Here is a 20945-nt window from a genome sequence, read left to right as displayed (position 1 = left end):
ATGGAAATTTCCGGGAATACCGCTTTCTACGCCGGCTTGAATACCGTGCAGACCGGGCAGAATCGTGTCGATCAGGCCGCCAGTCAGATCGCCAATACGACCATCGAACGCTCTGTCGCCAGCCAATCCTCTGAGGTACAAGTCGAGCGCCTGCGATCCGTCGATCGCAGCCAGCAATCGGACTTGGCCAGCAACATGGTCGAGATGGCCATGGGCAAAGTTCAGGCGGAGCTGGGTGTGAAAGTCGCCAAGGCCGCCGATGAAGTGCTCGGTACGCTGATCGACACCTACGCTTGACCCTCCTTCGGTAGCCCTGCCCATTTTTGCGGGCAGGGTGACCCGCGCAAGAACTCTCTGCAAAGCCCCATCTTCCGTCTTGCTGGCCTGCCAGCTCCTACACTCTATTCAGCTCCCGAATATTTCACGGCATTCGCTGTGGGCCTTTGCGTGCAAGGCCTGCAGAGGATCGATGACGAACGGTGTTTGCGTGGCGCTTGACAAGGTTTGGGCGTAAACGTATGTTTCAAACAACTGTTTGACCGCCACAATAAATCAACGCGGTCGTTCATTCCCGGTTACATCAGCAGAGGTTTATCGCTATGCCTGACTACAAGGCCCCCTTGCGTGATATTCGCTTCGTTCGTGACGAGCTGCTCGGCTATGAAGCGCACTATCAGAGCCTGCCGGCTTGCCAGGACGCTACTCCAGACATGGTTGACGCCATCCTCGAGGAAGGCGCGAAGTTTTGTGAGCAGGTACTGGCCCCTCTGAACCGTGTGGGTGACCAGGAAGGCTGCACCTGGAGCGAGTCCGGCGTTAAGACCCCGACTGGCTTCAAAGAGGCCTACAAGCAATTTGTCGAAGGCGGCTGGCCAAGCCTGGCTCACGATGTCGAGCATGGTGGTCAAGGCCTGCCGGAGTCCCTGGGCCTGGCTGTCAGCGAAATGGTCGGCGAAGCCAACTGGTCTTGGGGCATGTACCCAGGCCTGTCCCATGGCGCGATGAACACCATCTCCGAACATGGCACGCCTGAGCAGCAAGAGGCTTACCTGACCAAGCTGGTATCCGGTGAGTGGACCGGCACTATGTGCCTGACCGAACCGCACTGCGGCACCGACCTGGGCATGCTGCGCACCAAGGCCGAACCTCAGGCCGACGGTTCCTACAAAGTTACCGGCACCAAGATCTTCATCTCGGCCGGTGAACACGACATGGCCGACAACATCGTCCATATCGTTCTGGCCCGCCTGCCGGATGCACCGGCTGGCACCAAAGGCATCTCGCTGTTCATCGTGCCGAAGTTCCTGCCGAACGCCGATGGCACTGTCGGCCAGCGCAACGCCGTGAGCTGCGGTTCCCTGGAACACAAGATGGGTATCCACGGTAACGCCACCTGCGTGATGAACTTCGACGCGGCCACCGGTTTCCTGATCGGCCCGGCGAACAAAGGCCTGAACTGCATGTTCACCTTCATGAACACCGCTCGCCTGGGTACCGCGCTGCAAGGCCTGGCCCACGCCGAGATCGGTTTCCAGGGCGGCCTGAAATACGCTCGCGATCGTCTGCAAATGCGTTCCCTGACTGGCCCGAAAGCGCCGGACAAGGCCGCCGACCCGATCATCGTGCACCCTGACGTACGTCGCATGCTGTTGACCATGAAGGCTTTCGCCGAAGGCAACCGGGCCATGGTCTACTTCACCGCCAAGCAGGTCGACATCGTCAAGTACGGCGTGGACGAAGAAGAGAAGAAGAAAGCCGACGCACTGCTGGCCTTCATGACTCCGATCGCCAAGGCCTTCATGACCGAAGTCGGTTTCGAATCCGCCAACCACGGCGTGCAGATCTACGGTGGCCACGGTTTCATCGCCGAGTGGGGCATGGAGCAGAACGTTCGCGACAGCCGCATTTCCATGCTGTACGAAGGCACCACCGGTATCCAGGCGCTGGACTTGCTGGGCCGTAAAGTGCTGATGACTCAAGGCGAGGCTCTGAAAGGCTTCACCAAGATCGTCCACAAGTTCTGCCAGAGCAACGAAGGCAACGAGTCGGTCAAAGAGTTCGTCGCACCGCTGGCTGCACTGAACAAGGAATGGGGCGAGCTGACCATGAAGGTCGGTATGGCGGCCATGAAAGACCGTGAAGAAGTCGGTGCTGCGTCCGTGGATTACCTGATGTATTCCGGTTATGCCTGCCTGGCTTACTTCTGGGCCGACATGGCACGCCTGGCTGCCGAGAAGCTGGCTGCCGGCACCACCGAAGAGGCGTTCTACACCGCCAAGCTGCAGACCGCGCGCTTCTACTTCCAGCGCATCCTGCCGCGTACCCGCACTCACGTTGCGGCGATGCTGTCGGGTGCCAACAACCTGATGGACATGAAAGAGGAAGATTTCGGCCTGGCTTACTAAGCCCTACCGGCATCTCTTCAGAGGCCGCTTCTCCTTCGGGAGAAGCGGCTTTTTTGTGCGCGGGATGAATCTGAAAATAATCCGACTAAAACGTTAAGAAGAAGCCGGTCCCTGCCGTTACAGAAGTGGCAATGTGACATACATCACATTTGTGCTGTTTAACCATGCCAGGTGAAGGCATAGTGCCATCTACTGTTTAACCGCGTCGGAGCTTTACCTTGCCGCGTTCTTCTGCTGTACGTTTCAGCCATTTTCTACCGTCATTGTTACTTTTGCTTGCGGGGCTCGCGGCTGCCTACGTCAAGGATCTCAACGTTTTCTTCACCTCGCTGTTCAACGTCTTGCCGACCCTGGTGCTGTTGCTCGGCGGCGCTTATTGCGCGGTGTACCGGCGCCAGCGTGAACTGTTCCTGATGGTCACGGTGTACATCGCCTATTTCCTGCTCGATACCCAGACCGACTATTACCGTGACAACGGCAAGGTCCGCGAGGATGCGGCCGTGGTGTTCCACTTGGTCTGCTTGCTGCTGCCGCTGCTGTTCGGCCTGTTTGCGGCCTGGCAGGAGCGTACCCACCTGTTCCAGGACATGGTGGCGCGGTTTGCCGTATTGCTCGCCTTTGGCAGCGTGGCGCTGGGCCTGGAGCAGAGTTATCCCCAGGCGCTGCTGGCCTGGCTGGCGGAAATCCGTTGGCCGGCCCTGCACGGCGCCTGGATGAGCCTGATCCAGTTGTCGTACCCGGTGTTTATCGCCGCCTTCCTGTTGCTTGCGATCCAGTACTGGCGCAATCCACGTCCGCTGCATGCGGCGCAGTTGGTGGGGCTGCTGGGGCTGTTCTGGATGCTGCCCAAGACCTTCATCCTGCCGTTCACTCTGAACATCATGTGCAGCCAGGTGATGCTGATGATCGCCGCGGCCGTTGCCCATGAGGCGTACCAGATGGCTTTCCGCGACGAGCTGACCGGATTGCCGGGGCGCCGCGCCTTGAACGAGCGCATGCAGCGCCTGGGGCGCAACTATGTGCTGGCGATGAGCGATGTCGACCACTTCAAGAAATTCAACGACACCCACGGCCACGATGTGGGCGACCAGGTGCTGCGCCTGGTGGCCAGCAAACTGTCGAAAGTCAGTGGCGGCGGTCGTGCCTACCGTTATGGCGGCGAAGAGTTTGCGGTGGTGTTCGCCGGCAAGACCCTCGAGGAGTGCATGCCGCACCTGGAGGTCATTCGCGAGACCATCGCCAACTACAACATCCAGTTGCGCAATCAGGAGAACCGGCCCCAGGACGACCAGCAGGGTCGTCAGCGCCGGGGTGCGGCCGCGGCGTCCAGCGTATCGGTGACCGTCAGTATCGGCGTCGCCGAGCGGCAGATGGAGCACCGCTCGCCTGAGGAGGTGCTCAAGTCTGCCGACCAGGCTCTGTACAGCGCCAAGGGCGCGGGGCGTAACTGCGTCATGGCCTTCGGTCAGAACCGCCGTGGCGCGGTGCGCATGGACACCGCTGCGGGTTGAGTGATAGCGGCGCATTCAGCGTCTGGACTGTGATTGGCAGGTCGGATGAGCGGCAGTAGGTTGGATTGATCTGCTGCCGGAGAAACGACCATGCCCGAGTACAAAGCTCCCCTGCGCGACATGCGCTTTTTGATCGACCACGTCTTCGACTTTCACGCCAGCTACGCCGCCCTGGGGGCCAGCGATGCCAGCCCGGACATGGTGGCCGCGATCCTCGAAGAAGGGGCGAAGTTCTGTGAAAACGTGCTGGCGCCGTTGAACCGCCCGGGCGATGAAGAGGGCTGCCATTTCGACAATGGCGTGGTCACCACGCCAAAAGGCTTCAAGCAGGCTTTCGCCCAGTATGTAGAAGGCGGCTGGCACGGCCTGGCGGCGGACCCGAACTATGGTGGCCAGGGCCTGCCGCATTCGCTGGGGCTGGTGATCAGCGAAATGGTCGGCTCCAGCAACACTTCCTGGGGCATGTACCCGGGCCTGACCCACGGCGCCATGTCGGCGATTCACGCCCACGGCAGCGAAGAGCAGAAGCAGACCTACCTGAGCAAGCTCACCGCTGGCCAATGGACTGGCACCATGTGCCTGACCGAAGCCCATTGCGGCACCGACCTGGGCATCATCAAGACCCGCGCCGTGCCCCAGGCCGACGGCAGCTATGCGGTCTCCGGCAGCAAGATCTTCATTTCTGCCGGCGAGCACGACATGAGTGAAAACATCATCCACCTGGTGCTGGCCAAGCTGCCGGATGCGCCGGCCGGTACCAAGGGCATTTCGCTGTTTATCGTGCCCAAGTTTTTGCCCAACGCCGATGGCGAGGCGGGTGAGCGCAATGGTGTGAGCTGCGGTTCCATCGAACACAAGATGGGCATCAAGGCTTCGGCCACCTGCGTGCTCAACTTCGATGGCGCCAAGGGATTCCTGATCGGTGAGGCCAACAAGGGCCTGAATTGCATGTTCACCATGATGAACCATGCGCGCCTCGGTACCGGGATGCAGGGGCTGTGCCTGGGCGAGGCAAGCTTCCAGGGCGCAATCAAGTACGCCAACGACCGTCTGCAGATGCGCTCCCTGACCGGGCCGAAGGCGCCGGACAAGGCCGCCGACCCGATCATTGTCCACCCCGATGTGCGGCGCATGCTGCTGACCATGAAGGCCTTCAACGAAGGTAATCGCGCCCTGGCCTATTTCACCGCGCAGTTGCTGGATGTGGCGCACCTGGCCGCCGACGAGACCCAGCGCCAGGATGCCGAGAACCTGCTGGCTTTCCTGACACCGATCTGCAAGGCCTTCATGACTGAAACCGGGCTGGAGGTGACCAACCACGGCATGCAGGTGTTTGGCGGGCATGGCTTCATTCGCGAATGGGGCATGGAGCAACTGGTGCGCGACTGCCGCATCGCCCCGATCTATGAAGGCACCAACGGCATCCAGGCCCTGGACCTGCTGGGACGCAAGGTGCTCGGCAGCCAGGGCAAGTTGCTGATGGGCTTCACCAAGATCGTCCACAAATTCTGCGCGGCCAATGCCGAGCATCCACAACTCAAGGGTTATGTGACGCAACTCGACGGGCTCAACCGGCAGTGGGGCGCGCTGACCACCAAGGTCGGGATGGCGGCGATGAAGAACCCCGACGAAGTCGGCGCCGCGGCGCTGGATTACCTGATGTACAGCGGTTACATCATCCTCGCCTACCTGTGGCTGCGCATGGCGCTGGTGGCCCAGGCCCGGCTCGACGCCGGTGAAGAGGATGCCGATTATTGCCAGGCCAAGCTGGCGACCTGCGAGTTCTACTTCAAGCGCTTGCTGCCGCGTACCGCGGCCCATCTGGCGGCGATCGAGGCGGGCAGTGACTGCCTGATGAAGTTGCCGGCGGAGCTGTTTGCGCTCTAGGTTTTCATGTAATCGTCCATTGCGGGCAAGCCTGCTCCTGCAGATATTTGCGGGAGTGAGTTTGCTCGTGATTTTTGGTGACTAAAAATTACATTAAAGTCATGAGTTGACCCTATGTGTCGCAAAAGTTGTTCGGGTACACTCGAGCTTTCGTAACTGGGGCCGTTCGGGTCCACTTGTTTAGATCTTGCGAGGTTTGCCATGGCTGACTACAAAGCGCCCCTGCGCGATATGCGCTTCGTCCTCAATGAAGTTTTCGAGGTCGCCAAACTCTGGGCCGAACTGCCTGCTCTGGCCGACACCGTCGACGCTGAAACCGTCGAAGCGATTCTTGAGGAAGCCGGCAAAGTCACCGGCAAAAGTATCGCCCCGCTGAGCCGCGGCGCTGACGAAGAGGGTTGTCACTGGAGCGACGGCGCGGTGACCACGCCAGCAGGTTTTCCACAGGCCTATCAGACTTACGCCGAAGGCGGCTGGGTTGGCGTCGGCGGCGATCCAGCCTACGGCGGCATGGGCATGCCCAAGGCGGTATCGGCCCAGGTCGAGGAAATGGTCAACTCGGCCAGCCTGTCGTTTGGTCTGTACCCGATGCTGACCGCGGGCGCCTGCCTGTCGATCAATGCCCACGCCAGCGAAGAATTGAAGGCGGCCTACCTGCCGAACATGTATGCAGGCGTCTGGGCCGGCTCCATGTGCCTCACCGAGCCGCATGCCGGTACCGACCTGGGCATCATTCGCACCAAGGCCGAGCCGCAGGCCGACGGCTCCTACAAGGTCAGCGGCACCAAGATCTTCATTACCGGCGGTGAGCACGACCTGACCGAGAACATCATCCACCTGGTGCTGGCCAAGCTACCGGACGCACCGGCGGGGCCGAAGGGCATTTCGTTGTTCCTGGTGCCGAAGTTCCTGGTCAACACCGACGGCAGCCTGGGCGCGCGCAACCCGGCCAACTGTGGTTCGATCGAACACAAGATGGGTATCCAGGCCTCGGCGACCTGCGTGATGAACTTTGACGAAGCCGTCGGTTACATCGTCGGTGAGCCGAACAAGGGCCTGGCGGCAATGTTCACCATGATGAACTACGAGCGTCTGGGCGTCGGTATCCAAGGCCTGGCCTCGGGCGAGCGTTCCTATCAGAACGCCGTGGAATACGCCCGCGATCGCCTGCAAAGCCGTTCGCCGACCGGCCCGCAAGCCAAGGACAAGGTCGCTGACCCGATCATCGTGCACCCCGACGTGCGCCGCATGCTGCTGACCATGAAAGCCGCGAACGAAGGCGGCCGCGCGTTCTCCACCTATGTGGCGATGCAACTGGATACCGCCAAGTTCAGCGAAGATGCGCTGGTGCGTAAGCGCGCGGAAGATCTGGTGGCCCTGCTGACGCCGGTGGCCAAGGCCTTCCTCACCGACCTGGGGTTGGAAACCACGATTCACGGCCAGCAGGTTTTCGGCGGCCACGGCTACATCCGTGAATGGGGCCAGGAGCAGCTGGTGCGCGATGTGCGCATTACGCAGATCTATGAAGGCACCAACGGCATCCAGGCGCTGGACCTGGTCGGGCGCAAGATCGTTGGCAGCGGCGGGGCGTTCTACAAGCTGTTCGCTGACGAGATTCGCCATTTCACCGCGACCGCCAGCGCCGATCTGGTCGAGTTCACCAAGCCGTTGAACGACGCACTGGATAACCTGGACGAACTGACTGCCTGGCTGCTGGATCGGGCCAAGACCAATCCGAACGAAATCGGCGCGGCCTCGGTCGAATACCTGCAAGCATTCGGATACACGGCGTACGCCTACATGTGGGCGTTGATGGCAAAAGCCGCCCTGGGCAAGGAGTCGCAAGACGATTTCTACGCCAGCAAGCTGGGTACCGCGCGCTTCTACTTCGCCCGTCTGCTGCCGCGTATTCACTCGCTGAGCGCATCGGTGAAGGCGGGTAGTGAGTCACTGTTCCTGCTGGATGCGGCGCAGTTCTGAGCATGGCCACGTCATGTAAGCATTCTCTTACATGACGTGCTGCTAATCACCCATATCGGCAGATTGGATCCAGAGCTAATCTACTTCACATGGACGTCGCGCAGGAAGCGCAAAGCAATAACACGGACACGTAGGATTCCGCCAGGATGGTGGAGTGAAAAGGATGTCAGGGAAACAGTCTGCAAAGCCCCGCTTCGGCGGGGTTTTCTTTTGTCCGCGTTTTTTACCTGCGCTGCTTCAACCCAGCCCTTCCAGCGTCGCCGGGCCTGTCATCCGCCCATCCGGGCCGCTCATCTCTTCTTCCAGCAAGGTTCGCAGCAATTCCAGGGTTGCCTGCTGACGCTGCACATCACGACATACCAGCCCCACTTTCAACGGCACCCTTGGTTCGCTCAGCGGTTTCCATAGCAGGTCCGTATGGCTGTGGGTCTGCCGCGAACGCCCCGGCAAGACCGTCGCCAGGCGGGTGTTGGGCAAGCTGTCGAGAATCCCCGCCATATTGTTCAGCTCCGCCTGCACTTGCGGCCGGCGTCCGAGGTTGGCCAGTTGCGCCTGCCAGATCTGGCGTATCTGGAACTCCTCGCCCAACAACAGCATGGGCAGCTCCGCGGCCTGGCTCATGGAGACCTTCTTGAATTCGCGCAGGGGATGTTCGGCAGGAATCACCAGGGTCAACTCGTCTTCGTAGAGCTGCACGCCATGCAACCCTGGCTGGCGCGGCGGCAGATAACTGATGCCGATATCCAATGAGCCATTGAGCAGGCGCCGTTCGATTTCCAGGCCGGTCAGTTCGTAGATCTGCACCACCAGATGTGGCTGGGCCTTGCGCACCCGCTCAAGCATTTGCGGCACCAGGCTGCTGTGCACGGTTTGCAGTACGCCGATCGCCAGCGTGCGCAGGGCGTGGCCCTTGAAGTTGCCCAGGGCTTCACGAGCCCGTTGTATGCCGTCGAGCAAGGGCAGGGCATGGTTGTACAGGGTATGGGCTGCCAGGGTCGGCAACAGGCGCTTGCTGCTGCGCTCAAACAGGCTGACATCGAGGTTCTGTTCCAGCTGACGGATCTGTTGCGAGAGCGCGGGTTGGGAGATCGACAGGCGCTCGGCGGCTCGTCCCACGTGACCTTCTTCATACACCGCGACGAAATAACGCAGTTGTTTAAAATCCATAAGTTCTGCTTATCGAAAAAGCTGGAAAATCGAAATGGCCCGATAGGCCGCAGAGGCCTAGTCTAACCCCTATTCACAGGGCTTACAGGGCCAGAAGGCGAGATGAATACCGTTTACGTGGATGGTGTTTACATAGGCAAGGCAAAAAACCTCGGACAGGGTTTGATCAGTGATACGGACAAACGTCCGGTTGCAAGCCGACTCTGGTTATGGCCGCAGGGCCTGGGCAGCGACGAACACGGCGACCCGCGCTTTCATACCGGCCCGGAGCGGGCGCTGCACCATTACCCCGCCGAACACTACAGCTACTGGCGCAAACGTTATCCACAGATCGACTGGTGTGCCCCGGCCTTTGGCGAAAACCTGTCTACCCACGGCCTGACCGAGGAACAGGTCTGCCTCGGCGATATGTTCCGCTGGGGCGGCGCGCTGCTGCAGGTCAGCCAGCCGCGTTCGCCCTGTTATCGCCTGAGCCACCGCTGGGGCATCCCCGACCTGCCGCAACAGGCGCAAAACAATGGTCGCTGCGGCTGGTTCTACCGGGTGCTCAAGCCCGGCTTCGTCAGTGCCGATCAGCCCTTCGAGCTGATCCAGCGCAGTTACCCAGGGTTGACCGTGGCCTGGGCCCTGCGTTGTTTTTATCGAGAGCCTCTGGAGCATGCGGGCTTGAAGAAACTGGTGGACTGTCCGGCACTGGCGTCGCGTTGGCGCGACATCGCGATCAAGCGCATGCGCACCGGCCTGATCGAGGATTGGTCCGCGCGCCTGCTGGGCCTGCCGCTGCAGGGGTTGAGCGCATGAATCTGTTCAGCCTGCGCCGCCCTCAGCCGAGCCTTGATGATCTGGCGGCCGAGCCCTGCCTGTCGCTGATGAGCGACAACCTTTCCAGTGAGTGCCTGATGCCCAGCGTCCAGCGACCCCACCCAGTGTTTGTACGTGGCCAGGGCTCATGGCTGTGGGACAGCGATGACCGCGCCTATCTCGACTTCGTCCAGGGCAACGCCGCCAACAGCCTTGGCCATAGCCCGTCGGTGCTGGTCAAGGCGCTGACGGCCCAGGCCCAGTCGCTGATCAACCCCGGCCCGGGCTTTTACAACCGTGGCATGCTCAACCTCAGCGAGCGCTTGTGCCGCAGCACCGGCAGCGACCAGGCCTATCTGCTGAGCAGTGGCAGCGAAGCCTGCGAGGCGGCGATCAAGCTGGCCCGCAAATGGGGCCAGCTGCACCGCGGTGGGGCCGCGAAGATCATCACTGCCAGCGGCAGCTGTCATGGTCGCGGCTTCGCGGCAATGTCGGCGTCGGCAAGCCCCCATATCGCCAATCGTTTCGAGCCACAGCTGTCGGGTTTCAGTCATGTTCCCTTCAATGACCTGCCAGCCTTGCATGCCGCGGTGGACGCGCAGACCGTGGCGATCATGCTCGAGCCGATCCAGGGCGAGGCCGGGGTGATTCCGGCGACCGAGCATTACCTCAAGGGGGTCGAGCGCCTGTGCCGCGAGCTGGGCATCCTGCTGATCCTGGATGAAGTGCAAACCGGCATCGGCCGCTGCGGCACCTTGCTGGCCGAACAACTCTATGGCGTGCGCGCCGACATCGTGGCCCTGGGCAAAGGTCTCGGTGGTGGCGTGCCCTTGGCGGCCTTGCTGGCGCGTGGCAAGGCCTGTTGCTTCGAGGTGGGTGAGCTGAACGGCACCCATCATGGCAATGCACTGATGACCGCCGCGGGCCTGGCGGTGCTCGATAGCGTACTGGACAACAGCTTTCTCGAGCATGTACGGGACAACGGCCAGTACTTGCGCGAAGGGCTGGCCCGCCTGGCGAATCGTTATGCCCAGGGAGAACTGCGTGGGCAGGGATTGTTCTGGGGGCTGAGCCTGGCCGACGACTCGGCCGAGGCCGTGGTCAAGGCGGCCCGCTACGAAGGTCTGTTGCTGGCCGCAACCCAACCGGACTGCCTGCGCTTTACCCCGGCGTTGACGGTGAGCAAGGCCAACATCGACGAAATGCTGCTGCGTCTGGCGCGGGCCTTTTCGCGAGTACGCACCGCGCAGCTGCAATGCCGCAAGGGGCTGGTGGTTTGAAGCCTGGCCTGGTCCCGCCACTCCCGATCTTGCACTGACAGAAATTCCCGAACCGTCTCGCGGTATAACGCATCGCCCCGTGTCCGATCTTTCGCACGGGGCGTTTTTTTGTCTCGGGCTTTTGCAAAACTGCCATCAGGCCTTGAAGGCCATCATCCAGGCAAGGTTCCTTAGGCTCATCCACCAGGACGGTGGGGGGCTGCTGGGGCGCAAGACCACCGGGCAGCCTGGGTTGAATACATATACCACTGAGTGGTATGTTTTTGGGAAGGGAAGCCATGACAATAAGGTTGTTCAAAACCAAAGGTTTTGCTGTTGCGGCTAAAAAAGCCTTGATCCATGACGACCAGTTGCTGGCCGCATTCAGCGAGTTATGCAAAGGCCAGGCTGATGACCTGGGTGGCGGGGTCTGGAAAAAACGCCTGAACGCCAACCGCCATCGTTCGATCGTCCTGGCCAGGGGGCGGCGCTACTGGGTGTTCCAATTCCTGTTCGCCAAGCAGGACCAGAGCAATATCAGCCACCAGGAGCTGCAGGCATTCCGCGCGCTGGCCAAGGCCTACGAAGGGCTGGATGGCTGGCAGGTCCAGCAGTTACTCGAGATGAAAGCGTTTGTGGAGATCAGACATGAGCAAGCCATTCAAGACTGAAGCCCTTGAATCGATACACGAGTCGGCCAGTGCCCTGCACGCCATCGGCGCCATCGGCAAAACCACCATGCGCCAGTTCGATGAGGCGTGTATCGCGCCAGTACCGGCGAATATTCCTGCGGAGCAGATCAAGCTGCTGCGCGAGCGTAGTAACGTCAGCCAGCCGGTCTTTGCCCGCTACCTGAACACCAGCGCGTCCACGGTGAAGCAGTGGGAGTCTGGCGAGAAGCACCCGAGCGGCATGGCGTTGAAGCTGCTGAGCATCGTGCAGAAGCACGGCCTTGAAATACTGGCGTGAGCCGGCACTGAAACACCGCCCGGCCTGGGGATAAAAACTGGCCCTTGGCCAGAATCGATTGAACCCTGCCGAACGCCATGGGTCGATTAGCGGTGAGGCTCGTACGAGTCGATTGCTATCAGGAGCTGCCCCATGGACTTTATCCGCATCATCATCGCCATTCTGTTACCGCCATTGGGTGTGTTCCTGCAAGTGGGGTTTGGCGGTGCGTTCTGGCTGAATATCCTGCTGACCCTGTGCGGCTACATCCCGGGGATCGTGCATGCGGTGTACATCATCGCCAAGCGCTGAGCCTGGCGCCCGCTCCGCAGAGGAGCGGGCTTGTCCCCCCTTGGGCGGCGATTATTCCGGTGCGTCCGTCTGTTCCATTACCTGCCGATAAAACAGCCATTCCTGTTCCAGGGCGTGCGCCTGATTGGCGGCCTTGCGAAAACCGTGGCGCTCGTCCGGGTAATAGTGCGCTTGGGCCGTAATGCCGTTGTCCTGTAACGCCTTGAGCATGTCCCGGGTCTGCTGGGGCACTACCACGGCGTCGAGTTCACCCTGGAAGAAAACCACTGGCACGCGGATATTGCCGGCATGCAACAGCGGGGTGCGGGCCTTGTAGCGTTCGGCATCCTGTTCGGGGTCGCCGATCAGCCAGTCAAGGTAGTCGCCTTCGAACTTGTGGGTGTCTCGCGCCAGGGCCACGGGGTCGCTGACGCCATACAGGCTGGCGCCGGCACGGAATACATCGGCGAAGGCCAGGGCGCAAAGGGTGGTGTAGCCGCCGGCGCTGCCACCGCGGATGAACGCCCGGTCGCCATCGATCAGGCCTTGTCGGGCCAGATACGCGACCACTGCGCAGGCGTCCTCCACATCCACTTCGCCCCAGCTCAAGTGCAGGGCTTGCCGGTACTCGCGGCCATAGCCGGTGCTGCCGCGATAGTTCAGGTCGGCCACGGCGAACCCCCGTTGCGCCCAGTACTGGATACGCGGGTCGAGTATCGGATAACAGGCCGAGGTGGGGCCGCCGTGGATGAACACCACCAGCGGCGGCCGGTCGTCATCGCTCATGGCCGGGTAGAAAAAGCCGTGGGCCTCGCCCTGGCCGCTGGGGTAACGCAGGGTTTGCGGACGGCTGATCTGCTCGGGCAGCAGGGGCGCCACGCCGCCAGCCAGGACCTTGACCTGCTGCGATTGGCGGTCAATGGCGATCACCGCGGACGGACTCACAGGCGACGCCGCGATGCAGTAGATAAACCGTTCATCCAGCGCCAGGTTGCGGAAGCGGCTGTAGTCGCCGCTGAAGTCCTGTTGCTCACCCTCCGCCAGGCGCAGCCCCAAGCGGCCAAAACCGGCTTGCGTCCAGGTACCCAGCCAGCTGTCGCCGCCCAGCGGCAGCCAGGTGCAGCAGCCCAATTGCCAGGGTGCCGGGGCGTGATCGGCGGCGGCGCAGGGCAGCGCTTGCAGGCCGCTTGGGGTTTCACCCCAGGGTTGCCAGAAGCCGGCGCGGTCGGTCAGGCAGTACAGCCGCCCGGCTTCATCGAAACATGGTTGTTGCAGCGACTCTTCCTCGCCATCGCCGGCCAGGCACCGAGGGTCATCCCAGCGGCCGTTGGCCAGGCGCTCGGCGACCATCAGGCGGGTCGAGGTCCAGGGCTGATGCGGCCGATCCCATTCGATCCATGCCAGGCGCTGGCCGTCCGGGCTCAAGGTGGGCGCCGCGTAGAAGTCCGCCCCTTCGGCCAGCAGCTGGCGTTTTCCGCTACCGGAGTCGATGGCCACCAGGCAATGCCGGTTGTTGTGCTCTTCCACTGCCAGCACCTGGCCGGCGGCGAACTGCAGGTCGCCATAACGGCACTCGCCGCAGGTCAGGGCTACCGGCGCTTCGCCTTGCAGGGATTGTCGGTAGAGCTGCTGGTCCGCCTCGTTGACGAACACCAGCCCGTCATTGCTCAGGCAAAAGGCGCCGCCGCCGTATTCATAGACCCGGCTGCGCACGCTGAAACCTTGTGGCGTCAGGCAGCGGGCCTGGTTGTCGCGCCAGTGCCAGATCCGGCAGGCGGCGTCTTCGGGGCGGTATTCGTTCCAGAACAGGCCGTTGGCGCCGAGCCGCAGCTCGGCGAAATCGATGCCGGCGGCGACGGCTTTGGCGGCGCTGAAGGATTCAGCCCTTGGCGATGAGGCGCGAGTTTCGTTCATTACGGAAGGCCAGTTGTTCGATGGTCTGAGTGGCGTGCTCGGCTTCTTCGCGGGCCTTGAGGATCACGCCGTGATGGTGCGACTTGCTGCACACCGGGTCGGCATTGCTGGCATCGCCCGTGAGCATGAAGGCCTGGCAGCGGCAGCCACCGAAGTCCTTTTCCTTTTCATCGCAGGAGCGGCAGGGCTCGGGCATCCAGTCATAACCACGGAAGCGGTTGAAGCCGAAGGAGTCATACCAGATGTGCTGCATGCTGTGGTCACGCACATTGGGGAACTGCACGGGCAACTGCCGGGCACCGTGGCAGGGCAGGGCGGTGCCGTCCGGCGTGACCGTGAGGAAAATGCTGCCCCAGCCGTTCATGCAGGCTTTCGGGCGTTCCTCGTAGTAGTCCGGGGTGACGAAAATCAGTTTGCACGGATGCCCTTCGGCTTCCAGCCTGGCGCGGTATTCGTTGGTGATGCGTTCGGCGCGTACCAGTTGTTCCTTGGTCGGCAGCAGGCCGACGCGATTGAGCTGGGCCCAGCCGTAGAACTGGCAGGTGGCGAGCTCGACAAAGTCGGCTTCCAGGGCGATGCACAGCTCGATGATGCGGTCGATCCGATCGATGTTGTGCCGATGGGTGACGAAGTTCAGCACCATCGGGTAGCCGTGGGCTTTCACCGCCCGGGCCATTTCCAGCTTCTGGGCGAAGGCTTTCTTCGAGCCGGCCAACAGGTTGTTCACCTGCTCGTCGCTGGCCTGGAAACTGATCTGGATATGATCGAGCCCGGCCTTCTTGAAGTCGCTGATCTTCTGCTCGGTCAGGCCGATGCCGGAGGTGATCAGGTTGGTGTAGAAACCCAGCTTGCGCGCCTCGCCGATCAGCTCGGCAAGGTCCTGGCGCACCAGCGGTTCGCCACCGGAAAAGCCCAGCTGCGCGGCGCCCATCTCCCGGGCTTCGCGAAACACCTTGAGCCACTGCTCGGTGCTCAGCTCCTTGCCCTGCTCGGCGAAATCCAGCGGGTTGGAGCAGTACGGGCATTGCAGCGGGCATCGGTAGGTCAGCTCGGCCAGCAGCCACAGCGGCAGGCCGACTTCCGGCTTGGGCGGTATCGGCGCTGGCGAATCAGCCAAGTTCGATCCAGTGCTGTGCACGGGCGACCTCCATGAATTGCTCGATGTCGTCACCGAGTTCGGGCACGTCGGGGAACTGGACTTGCAGCGTCTGGATGATCGCCGCGACATCCCGTTCGCCGTCGATCAACCCACCGATCAGCGCGGCGCTCTCGTTGAGCTTGATCATGCCTTCAGGGTAGAGCAGTACATGGCCCTTCTGCGCCGGTTCGTACTGGAAGCGGTAGCCGGGGCGCCAGGTCGGGGTCTTGCTGCGATCGAAGCTCATAGGGTGATTCCTTTATGCCAGACCCGTTCTGTGGTGACGCTGTGATACGGCGGGCGATTGAGTTCATAGGCCATGCTCATGGCGTCGAGCATGCTCCAAAGGATGTCCAGTTTGAACTGGAGAATTTCCAGCATGCGCTCCTGGCCGGCGCGAGTGGTGTAGTGCTGCAGTGTGATCGCCAGCCCGTGCTCGACATCGCGCCGCGCCTGGCCCAGGCGGGTGCGGAAGTATTCATAGCCGGCCGGGTCGATCCACGGGTAATGCTGGGGCCAGCTGTCGAGACGCGACTGGTGGATCTGCGGCGCGAACAGCTCGGTCAGCGAGCTGCTGGCGGCCTCCTGCCAGCTGGCGCGGCGGGCGAAGTTGACGTAGGCGTCGACGGCGAAACGCACGCCCGGCAGCACCAGCTCTTGCGAGCGCAGCTGGTCCGGGTCGAGACCGACCGCTTGCCCCAGGCGCAACCAGGCCTCGATGCCACCGTCTTCGCCGGGGGCGCCATCGTGGTCCAGCAGGCGCTGAATCCACTCGCGACGAATTTCCCGATCCGGACAGTTGGCGAGAATCGCCGCGTCCTTGAGCGGGATGTTCACCTGGTAGTAGAAGCGGTTGGCAACCCAGCCCTGGATCTGCTCGCGGGTCGCCCGGCCCTGGTACATCGCCACATGATATGGGTGGTGGATGTGGTAATAGGCGCCCTTGGCCCGAAGGGCTTGCTCGAATTCGGCGGGGGACATTGCTGTGTCAGTCATTGCGGTTCTCCGGGGAACAACCGTGGATAGTGTTGCCTCATCGGGCCTCATCGCGGGCAAGCCTCGCTCCTACAGGTAGCGCTGTCCGTAGGCGCGCGGCTTGCCCGCGATAGCTCCTGTGGTTACAGCTCGATACTCATGCCGTCGTAAGCCACTTCAACGTTACGCCGCGCCAGCTCCGCGCGTTCGGCGGAATCCTCGTCGAGGATCGGGTTGGTGTTGTTGATGTGGATAAGAATCTTGCGCTGCTCTGGCAACTGTTCCAGCACTTCCAGCATGCCGCCAGGGCCGTTCTGCGCCAGGTGGCCCATTTCCCGCCCGGTCCGGGTGCCGACGCCGCGACGCTGCATCTCGTCGTCTTCCCACAGGGTGCCGTCCACCAGCAGGCAGTCGCTGCCGCTCATGATTTCCAGCAGCGCCGCGTCGACCTTGCCCAGCCCCGGGGCGTAGAACAGCTTGCCGCCGGTGCGCAGGTCTTCGACGATCAGGCCGATGTTATCGCCCGGATGCGGATCGAAGCGATGGGGCGAATAGGGCGGCGCGGCGCTGCGCAGCGGCAGCGGGCTGAAGCGCAGGTTCGGGCAGGCCGGGATGGTGAAACTCCGGTCGAGTTCGATGCGGTTCCAGTCCAGCCCGCCGTTCCAGTGGGTGAGCATGGTGAACAGCGGGAAACCGCTGCTGAGGTCTTCATGGACCATGTCGGTGCACCAGACCTGATGCGGGCAGCCTTCGCGCAGGCTGAGCAGGCCGGTGGTGTGGTCGATCTGGCTGTCCATCAGGATGATTGCGCTGATCCCGGTGTCGCGCAGGGCGCGGCCCGGTTGCATCGGGGCGAAGCCCTGGAGCTGGGCGCGGATGTCCGGCGAGGCGTTGCACAGGACCCAGTTCACGCCGTCATCGGAAATGGCGATCGACGATTGGGTGCGAGCCTTTGCCCGCAGGCTGCCGTCGCGAAAGCCCGCGCAGTTCGCGCAGTTGCAGTTCCACTGCGGAAAACCGCCACCGGCGGCGGAACCTAGAATCTGGACAAACATGGCCGCTCCATCAGGTTAAGGCTGAAAATAAAAACGCCCCGGCGAGCCGAGGCGTTGCACTGCGCGAGCAATCAACGGCTGGCGAAGTACATGGTGACTTCAAAGCCGATACGCAGGTCGGTGTAAGCCGGTTTGGACCAGGACATAGAGGTGCTCCTTCAGGTGGGTGGGACGGTTGAGATCTATACATATAGTCCACCTCCAACCGGAGATGTTCAGATGCTTAGGGGGCTATCTTACTAAATTCCCCCCGGGGAATGACTGCAATTGTTGAAGAAAGCTCGTTGCAGCCAGGGTAACGATCATTTTCCCGCTTGCCAGGGGGCGCCCGGGCAGGCACCGCTGGCCAGGCAGAGCCAGCCGCCTTGCGCCTGCTGTAACTGTTCGGCCGCGAGCAACAGCTGTGGCCGGGGCGCCGCCATGATTTCCTGTTGCAATTGCTCCAGGTAATCCGACGGATGGCCGGCCAGTCGACCCTGCCAGAGCAGCTCGGCCAGGTGTGCCACGGGCAATGCACGGGCATCGAACTGGGCGGCCAGGTTAGCTTTCAAGTCGTCCAGGGAGGTGTCATCCAGTGCCTCGATCAACTCGGGCAACTGCGCCAGGAACGCCCGGATATGCTCGAGGATCTCGCTCAGAGGGGCGCTGGGCGACTGCACGCCGAACAGCAGGCCGGTCTGGCCGTTGATCTGTCGCACACCGCTGAACACCGCATAGCCCAGTTGCAGCTCGACCCGCAGGCGCTGATAGAACGGCATCTGGCCAAGCTGCCCCAGCAGCCGCCAGCTGGCTTCCTGCTGAAGGGTGGTGTCCGGTGCCGGGCAAAACAGCAGCAGGGCCTGCTCGCCGGAGCCGGTTGCGACCTCATGCCAGTGCTGCTGCGCGGCTATCGAGGGTGGCGCTGACAGCTGGCTGTCGGCGGTGCCTGGGGCTTTGCTCAATGCTGCGCCGATTGCGCTTTGGGCATGGGCCAGGCCGATGGCCAGGCCATCCCAGTGGGCGCCTTCCCACAGCGTTTGCCAGCCTTGTTCATCCAGTGGATGCGGTTCCTCGCAGGCGGGTATGTCCAGGCAGCGCTCGGGCAGTTCCTGGAGCAATTGGCGGATCGGCAACAGCGGCGTGGGAGTCGCCGGGGGCATCTGCCAGAACGCCGCGCCGGGTTCGCTCAGTTCCAGCAGAGCCTGCTGGAGCATGGCCGGCATCGGTTCGGGAAGCCCCTTCAGCGTCAGCAAGCACTGGTTGCCCGAGACACCGAGGGACAGCTCGACGCCCGCCTGAAGTCCGTCGTCCCGCAGGTTGCGCAGGTGGTTTTGCAAGCGGCTGCGCAGTTCCTGCGGCAACACGCTTTGCAGGCGCCAGCGCAAGTACAGGGCGGCCTCGCCAGCGTTGTCGGCGATGGTTTGGCTGAAGGTCATCGCCGAGGATTCGCGACGCTGTCGCAAGCGGTCCTGGGCGAAGGTGCGCAAGCCGCGGTGGGCGCTGGTTTGCCCGCGAATCAGGCCGGCCCGGGCGGTTGGCGCCGAGCTGCGCAGGAACGGATTGGGCGCAGGCAGTTGCCAGCCGATGCCGCTGGCTGCCGACGGGGCTTGAAGTTGCGACAACAGGGCTTTGAGGGCCGTGACACCGCGGTCGGACAGCTGCGGTTCCAACTGCTCGTTATTCAGTCTTGCCAACGCCAGTGCGCTGGCGACCTGGTGTTGGCGCTGTTGCAGCAGGGCGTATTCGTCGCGCAATGCCGGCCAGTCGTCCTGGCTGCTGAAAAACGCCAGCCAATCGAAGAGCAACTCACTCACCTGCTCCGGCTGTTGGGCGCCTTGCTCGGTCAAGTCGAACTGGATATGCAGCAGCGCCTGGCCGGCAAACTGATACAGCGGCGCGGCCTTCAACCCTTCGACCAGCTTGCGCTCCTTGAGCATGGCCAGCAGCCCGCCGGATTTGCCGCAGGCCAGCCAGGTGCAGAGAAAATCCAGCGCTTCGCGGGCGGCCGTGGGCAGTTGCTCGCAGGCGAACAGCAGGTTCAGGTGGCGCCCGTCGAGCTGCTGATAATGCTGCTGTGCAGATGTCAGCAAGGGCACCGGGGCTGCTTGCGGTTGCGCTTTACCGACGACGAGGATGGCGCCAAAAACCTGGGCCAGGGCTTTCAGCTCTTCCAGGGATTGGGGGCCGGCCAGGCTCAGGGACATTTGCCCGCTGTGGTAGTGAGCCTGATAGAAGGCCTGCAACGCCTGTTGAAACGCCGGGCGCGGCACGTTGAGGCTGTAGCGATTGCCGGCGTGGAACGCCCGCAGGGGATGCTCCGCGGACAGGCCGTCGAGCAAGGCCAATTGCCGTTGCGCCGCGGCATCCCGCGACCAGGCGATGAACTCCGCGTGCAGCACCTCGCGCTCGCGCAACTGGTCTTCCTGGCTCATGCGCGGGTGGGTGAGCATGTCGGCCAGGCGCTCTAGCCCGCCAGTGAAATCCACGGGGGGCAGTTCGAAGAAGAAGTCGGTGTGGCGTTCGCCGGTGCTGGCGTTCACCTGGCCGCCGTGGCGTTGCACATAGGCCATCAAGCCCTGTTGCGCGGGAAAACGCTCGGTGCCGAGAAACAGCAGGTGTTCGAGAAAGTGCGCCAGCCCGGGCCAGGCCAGCGGTACGTCGTGACTGCCGGCCGAGACCCGCAGGGTCGCCGCGCAGCGTTTCAATCGAGGGACGTGGTGCAGTGAAACCCGCAGGCCGTTGGCCAGGGTTTCCCGATGAGGCAGAGGGTGGTTCAGCGCGGGCATGAGCACTTCCAGAACAGTGAAGCGCCCATGCTAGCGGATAACCCCGGATCAGCGCTTGTTCAGGTCGTCGTAAAGCTCCGGGCGACGGTCATGGAAGTAGCGGTTGGCGGCGCGGGAATCGAGCATCAACTGGCGGTCCAGCGTGCCGGTTATCAGGGCTTCGTCCAGCCCGGCGAGGGCAATCCGCTGGCCGTCGGGGGCGGCGATGCTGCTCTGGCCACAGTAGTGGATCTCGTCTTCGTGGCCGCAGTAGTTGGCGTAGGCCACATAACATTGGTTTTCGAAGGCGCGCGAACGCACAGTGACATCGGCGATGAAGTCGTAGGGCAGCATGTTGGCGGTGGGCACCAGAATCAGCTCGGCCCCGGCCAGCGCCAGGCGCCTGGCGTTCTCCGGGAACTCGATGTCGTAGCAGATCAGGAAACCGAGCTTCCAGCCATTGAGTTCCACCAGGGGGAAATCGTCTGGACCTGCGCTGAACATCGAGCGGTCGAGATCGCCGAACAGGTGGGTCTTGCGGTAGTTGCACAGGCGTTGGCCGTTGCGGTCGATCAGTTGCACGGCGTTGTAGATCTGGCCGTCGTCGGCGCGCTCCGGGTAGCCATACAGAATCGCGATGCCCGCCGACTGGGCGACATTGGCGATGTATTGCGCCGACGGGCCATCCTGGGCTTCGGCCAGGGCGCCCACCGCCTCGACACCGATGTTGTAGCCGCTCAAGAACATCTCCGGCAGCACCAGCAGGTCGGCGCCGGAAGCTTCCACGGCGACTTTCTGCAGGCGTTGCAGGTTGCCGGCGACATCCAGCGGTTGTGGGGCACATTGATAAAGCGCTACACGCATGGCGAT

The 20945-nt window shown here is 62.5% G+C and carries 19 protein-coding genes; 10 read left to right on the top strand and 9 right to left on the bottom strand.

Going from position 1 to position 20945, the window contains the following annotated elements; genetic code table 11:
- The 5 genes from C4K27_RS28370 (at nt 1) to C4K27_RS28350 (ending at nt 7783) form a co-directional block, all read left to right on the top strand.
- Nucleotides 1-297, top strand: coding sequence for a hypothetical protein (locus C4K27_RS28370; protein ID WP_053262897.1), 297 nt, complete (start codon nt 1-3; stop codon nt 295-297).
- Between the two features lie 302 nt (nt 298-599).
- Nucleotides 600-2405 carry a phenylacyl-CoA dehydrogenase gene (locus tag C4K27_RS28365; protein ID WP_053262896.1) on the top strand — a complete coding sequence of 602 codons (1806 nt, stop codon included), beginning with the start codon at nt 600-602 and terminating at the stop codon, nt 2403-2405.
- 218 nt (nt 2406-2623) lie between these two features.
- On the top strand, nt 2624-3916 hold the full coding sequence (locus tag C4K27_RS28360) for a GGDEF domain-containing protein (protein ID WP_009045908.1): 1293 nt from the start codon (nt 2624-2626) through the stop codon (nt 3914-3916).
- 90 nt (nt 3917-4006) lie between these two features.
- Complete coding sequence (locus C4K27_RS28355) at nt 4007-5803, top strand: acyl-CoA dehydrogenase C-terminal domain-containing protein (RefSeq protein ID WP_053262895.1); 1797 nt, start codon at nt 4007-4009, stop codon at nt 5801-5803.
- A 201-nt stretch (nt 5804-6004) separates the two neighbouring features.
- Nucleotides 6005-7783, top strand: a complete 1779-nt coding sequence (locus C4K27_RS28350; RefSeq protein ID WP_053262894.1) for an acyl-CoA dehydrogenase C-terminal domain-containing protein — start codon at nt 6005-6007, stop codon at nt 7781-7783.
- Between the two features lie 237 nt (nt 7784-8020).
- Here C4K27_RS28350 and C4K27_RS28345 read toward each other — a convergent pair whose 3' ends face one another.
- Nucleotides 8021-8950, bottom strand: coding sequence for a LysR family transcriptional regulator (locus tag C4K27_RS28345; protein ID WP_053262893.1), 930 nt, complete (start codon nt 8948-8950; stop codon nt 8021-8023).
- 102 nt (nt 8951-9052) lie between these two features.
- Here C4K27_RS28345 and C4K27_RS28340 point away from each other — a divergent pair, with 102 nt between their 5' ends.
- The 5 genes from C4K27_RS28340 (at nt 9053) to C4K27_RS28320 (ending at nt 12270) form a co-directional block, all read left to right on the top strand.
- Nucleotides 9053-9751 carry an MOSC domain-containing protein gene (locus tag C4K27_RS28340; RefSeq protein ID WP_053262892.1) on the top strand — a complete coding sequence of 233 codons (699 nt, stop codon included), beginning with the start codon at nt 9053-9055 and terminating at the stop codon, nt 9749-9751.
- On the top strand, nt 9748-11031 hold the full coding sequence (locus C4K27_RS28335; protein ID WP_053262891.1) for an aspartate aminotransferase family protein: 1284 nt from the start codon (nt 9748-9750) through the stop codon (nt 11029-11031). The genes C4K27_RS28340 and C4K27_RS28335 overlap by 4 nt, the downstream gene beginning before the upstream one ends.
- Before the next feature lie 278 nt (nt 11032-11309).
- Nucleotides 11310-11681: a type II toxin-antitoxin system RelE/ParE family toxin gene (locus C4K27_RS28330; RefSeq protein ID WP_053262890.1), complete on the top strand. Its 372-nt coding sequence runs from the start codon at nt 11310-11312 to the stop codon at nt 11679-11681.
- Nucleotides 11659-11979: a helix-turn-helix domain-containing protein gene (locus C4K27_RS28325; protein WP_007926083.1), complete on the top strand. Its 321-nt coding sequence runs from the start codon at nt 11659-11661 to the stop codon at nt 11977-11979. Before C4K27_RS28330 ends, C4K27_RS28325 begins: the two co-directional genes overlap by 23 nt.
- A gap of 132 nt (nt 11980-12111) precedes the next feature.
- Nucleotides 12112-12270, top strand: coding sequence for a YqaE/Pmp3 family membrane protein (locus C4K27_RS28320; RefSeq protein ID WP_003228885.1), 159 nt, complete (start codon nt 12112-12114; stop codon nt 12268-12270).
- A gap of 51 nt (nt 12271-12321) precedes the next feature.
- On the opposite strand, the gene C4K27_RS28315 is transcribed toward C4K27_RS28320, so the two are convergent.
- The 8 genes from C4K27_RS28315 to C4K27_RS28280 all read right to left on the bottom strand — a co-directional run bounded on the left by C4K27_RS28315 (nt 12322) and on the right by C4K27_RS28280 (nt 20939).
- Entirely contained in the window at nt 12322-14163 is a 1842-nt protein-coding gene (locus C4K27_RS28315) for a S9 family peptidase (RefSeq protein WP_053262889.1), read from the bottom strand.
- Nucleotides 14129-15301, bottom strand: a complete 1173-nt coding sequence (gene pqqE, locus C4K27_RS28310; RefSeq protein ID WP_009045901.1) for a pyrroloquinoline quinone biosynthesis protein PqqE — start codon at nt 15299-15301, stop codon at nt 14129-14131. The genes C4K27_RS28315 and pqqE overlap by 35 nt, the downstream gene beginning before the upstream one ends.
- The gene (pqqD, locus tag C4K27_RS28305) at nt 15273-15548 is read right to left on the bottom strand and encodes a pyrroloquinoline quinone biosynthesis peptide chaperone PqqD (RefSeq protein WP_007926090.1); all 276 of its coding nucleotides are present in this window, start codon (nt 15546-15548) and stop codon (nt 15273-15275) included. The genes pqqE and pqqD overlap by 29 nt, the downstream gene beginning before the upstream one ends.
- Nucleotides 15545-16297, bottom strand: coding sequence for a pyrroloquinoline-quinone synthase PqqC (gene pqqC, locus C4K27_RS28300; RefSeq protein WP_007926092.1), 753 nt, complete (start codon nt 16295-16297; stop codon nt 15545-15547). Before pqqC ends, pqqD begins: the two co-directional genes overlap by 4 nt.
- Nucleotides 16298-16419: 122 nt before the next feature.
- Nucleotides 16420-17331: a pyrroloquinoline quinone biosynthesis protein PqqB gene (gene pqqB / locus C4K27_RS28295; protein WP_053262888.1), complete on the bottom strand. Its 912-nt coding sequence runs from the start codon at nt 17329-17331 to the stop codon at nt 16420-16422.
- A gap of 71 nt (nt 17332-17402) precedes the next feature.
- Nucleotides 17403-17477, bottom strand: a complete 75-nt coding sequence (gene pqqA, locus C4K27_RS28290) for a pyrroloquinoline quinone precursor peptide PqqA (protein ID WP_009045898.1) — start codon at nt 17475-17477, stop codon at nt 17403-17405.
- Between the two features lie 156 nt (nt 17478-17633).
- On the bottom strand, nt 17634-20096 hold the full coding sequence (gene pqqF, locus C4K27_RS28285) for a pyrroloquinoline quinone biosynthesis protein PqqF (protein ID WP_053262887.1): 2463 nt from the start codon (nt 20094-20096) through the stop codon (nt 17634-17636).
- Nucleotides 20097-20144: 48 nt separating this feature from the next.
- Nucleotides 20145-20939, bottom strand: coding sequence for a carbon-nitrogen hydrolase family protein (locus tag C4K27_RS28280; protein WP_007926096.1), 795 nt, complete (start codon nt 20937-20939; stop codon nt 20145-20147).
- Nucleotides 20940-20945 lie beyond the last annotated feature (6 nt).

Source organism: Pseudomonas chlororaphis subsp. chlororaphis (assembly GCF_003945765.1).
GTDB lineage: Bacteria > Pseudomonadota > Gammaproteobacteria > Pseudomonadales > Pseudomonadaceae > Aquipseudomonas > Aquipseudomonas chlororaphis.
Note: the sequence above shows the minus strand (reverse complement) of the source record. Positions and strands in the feature narration are given on the sequence as shown.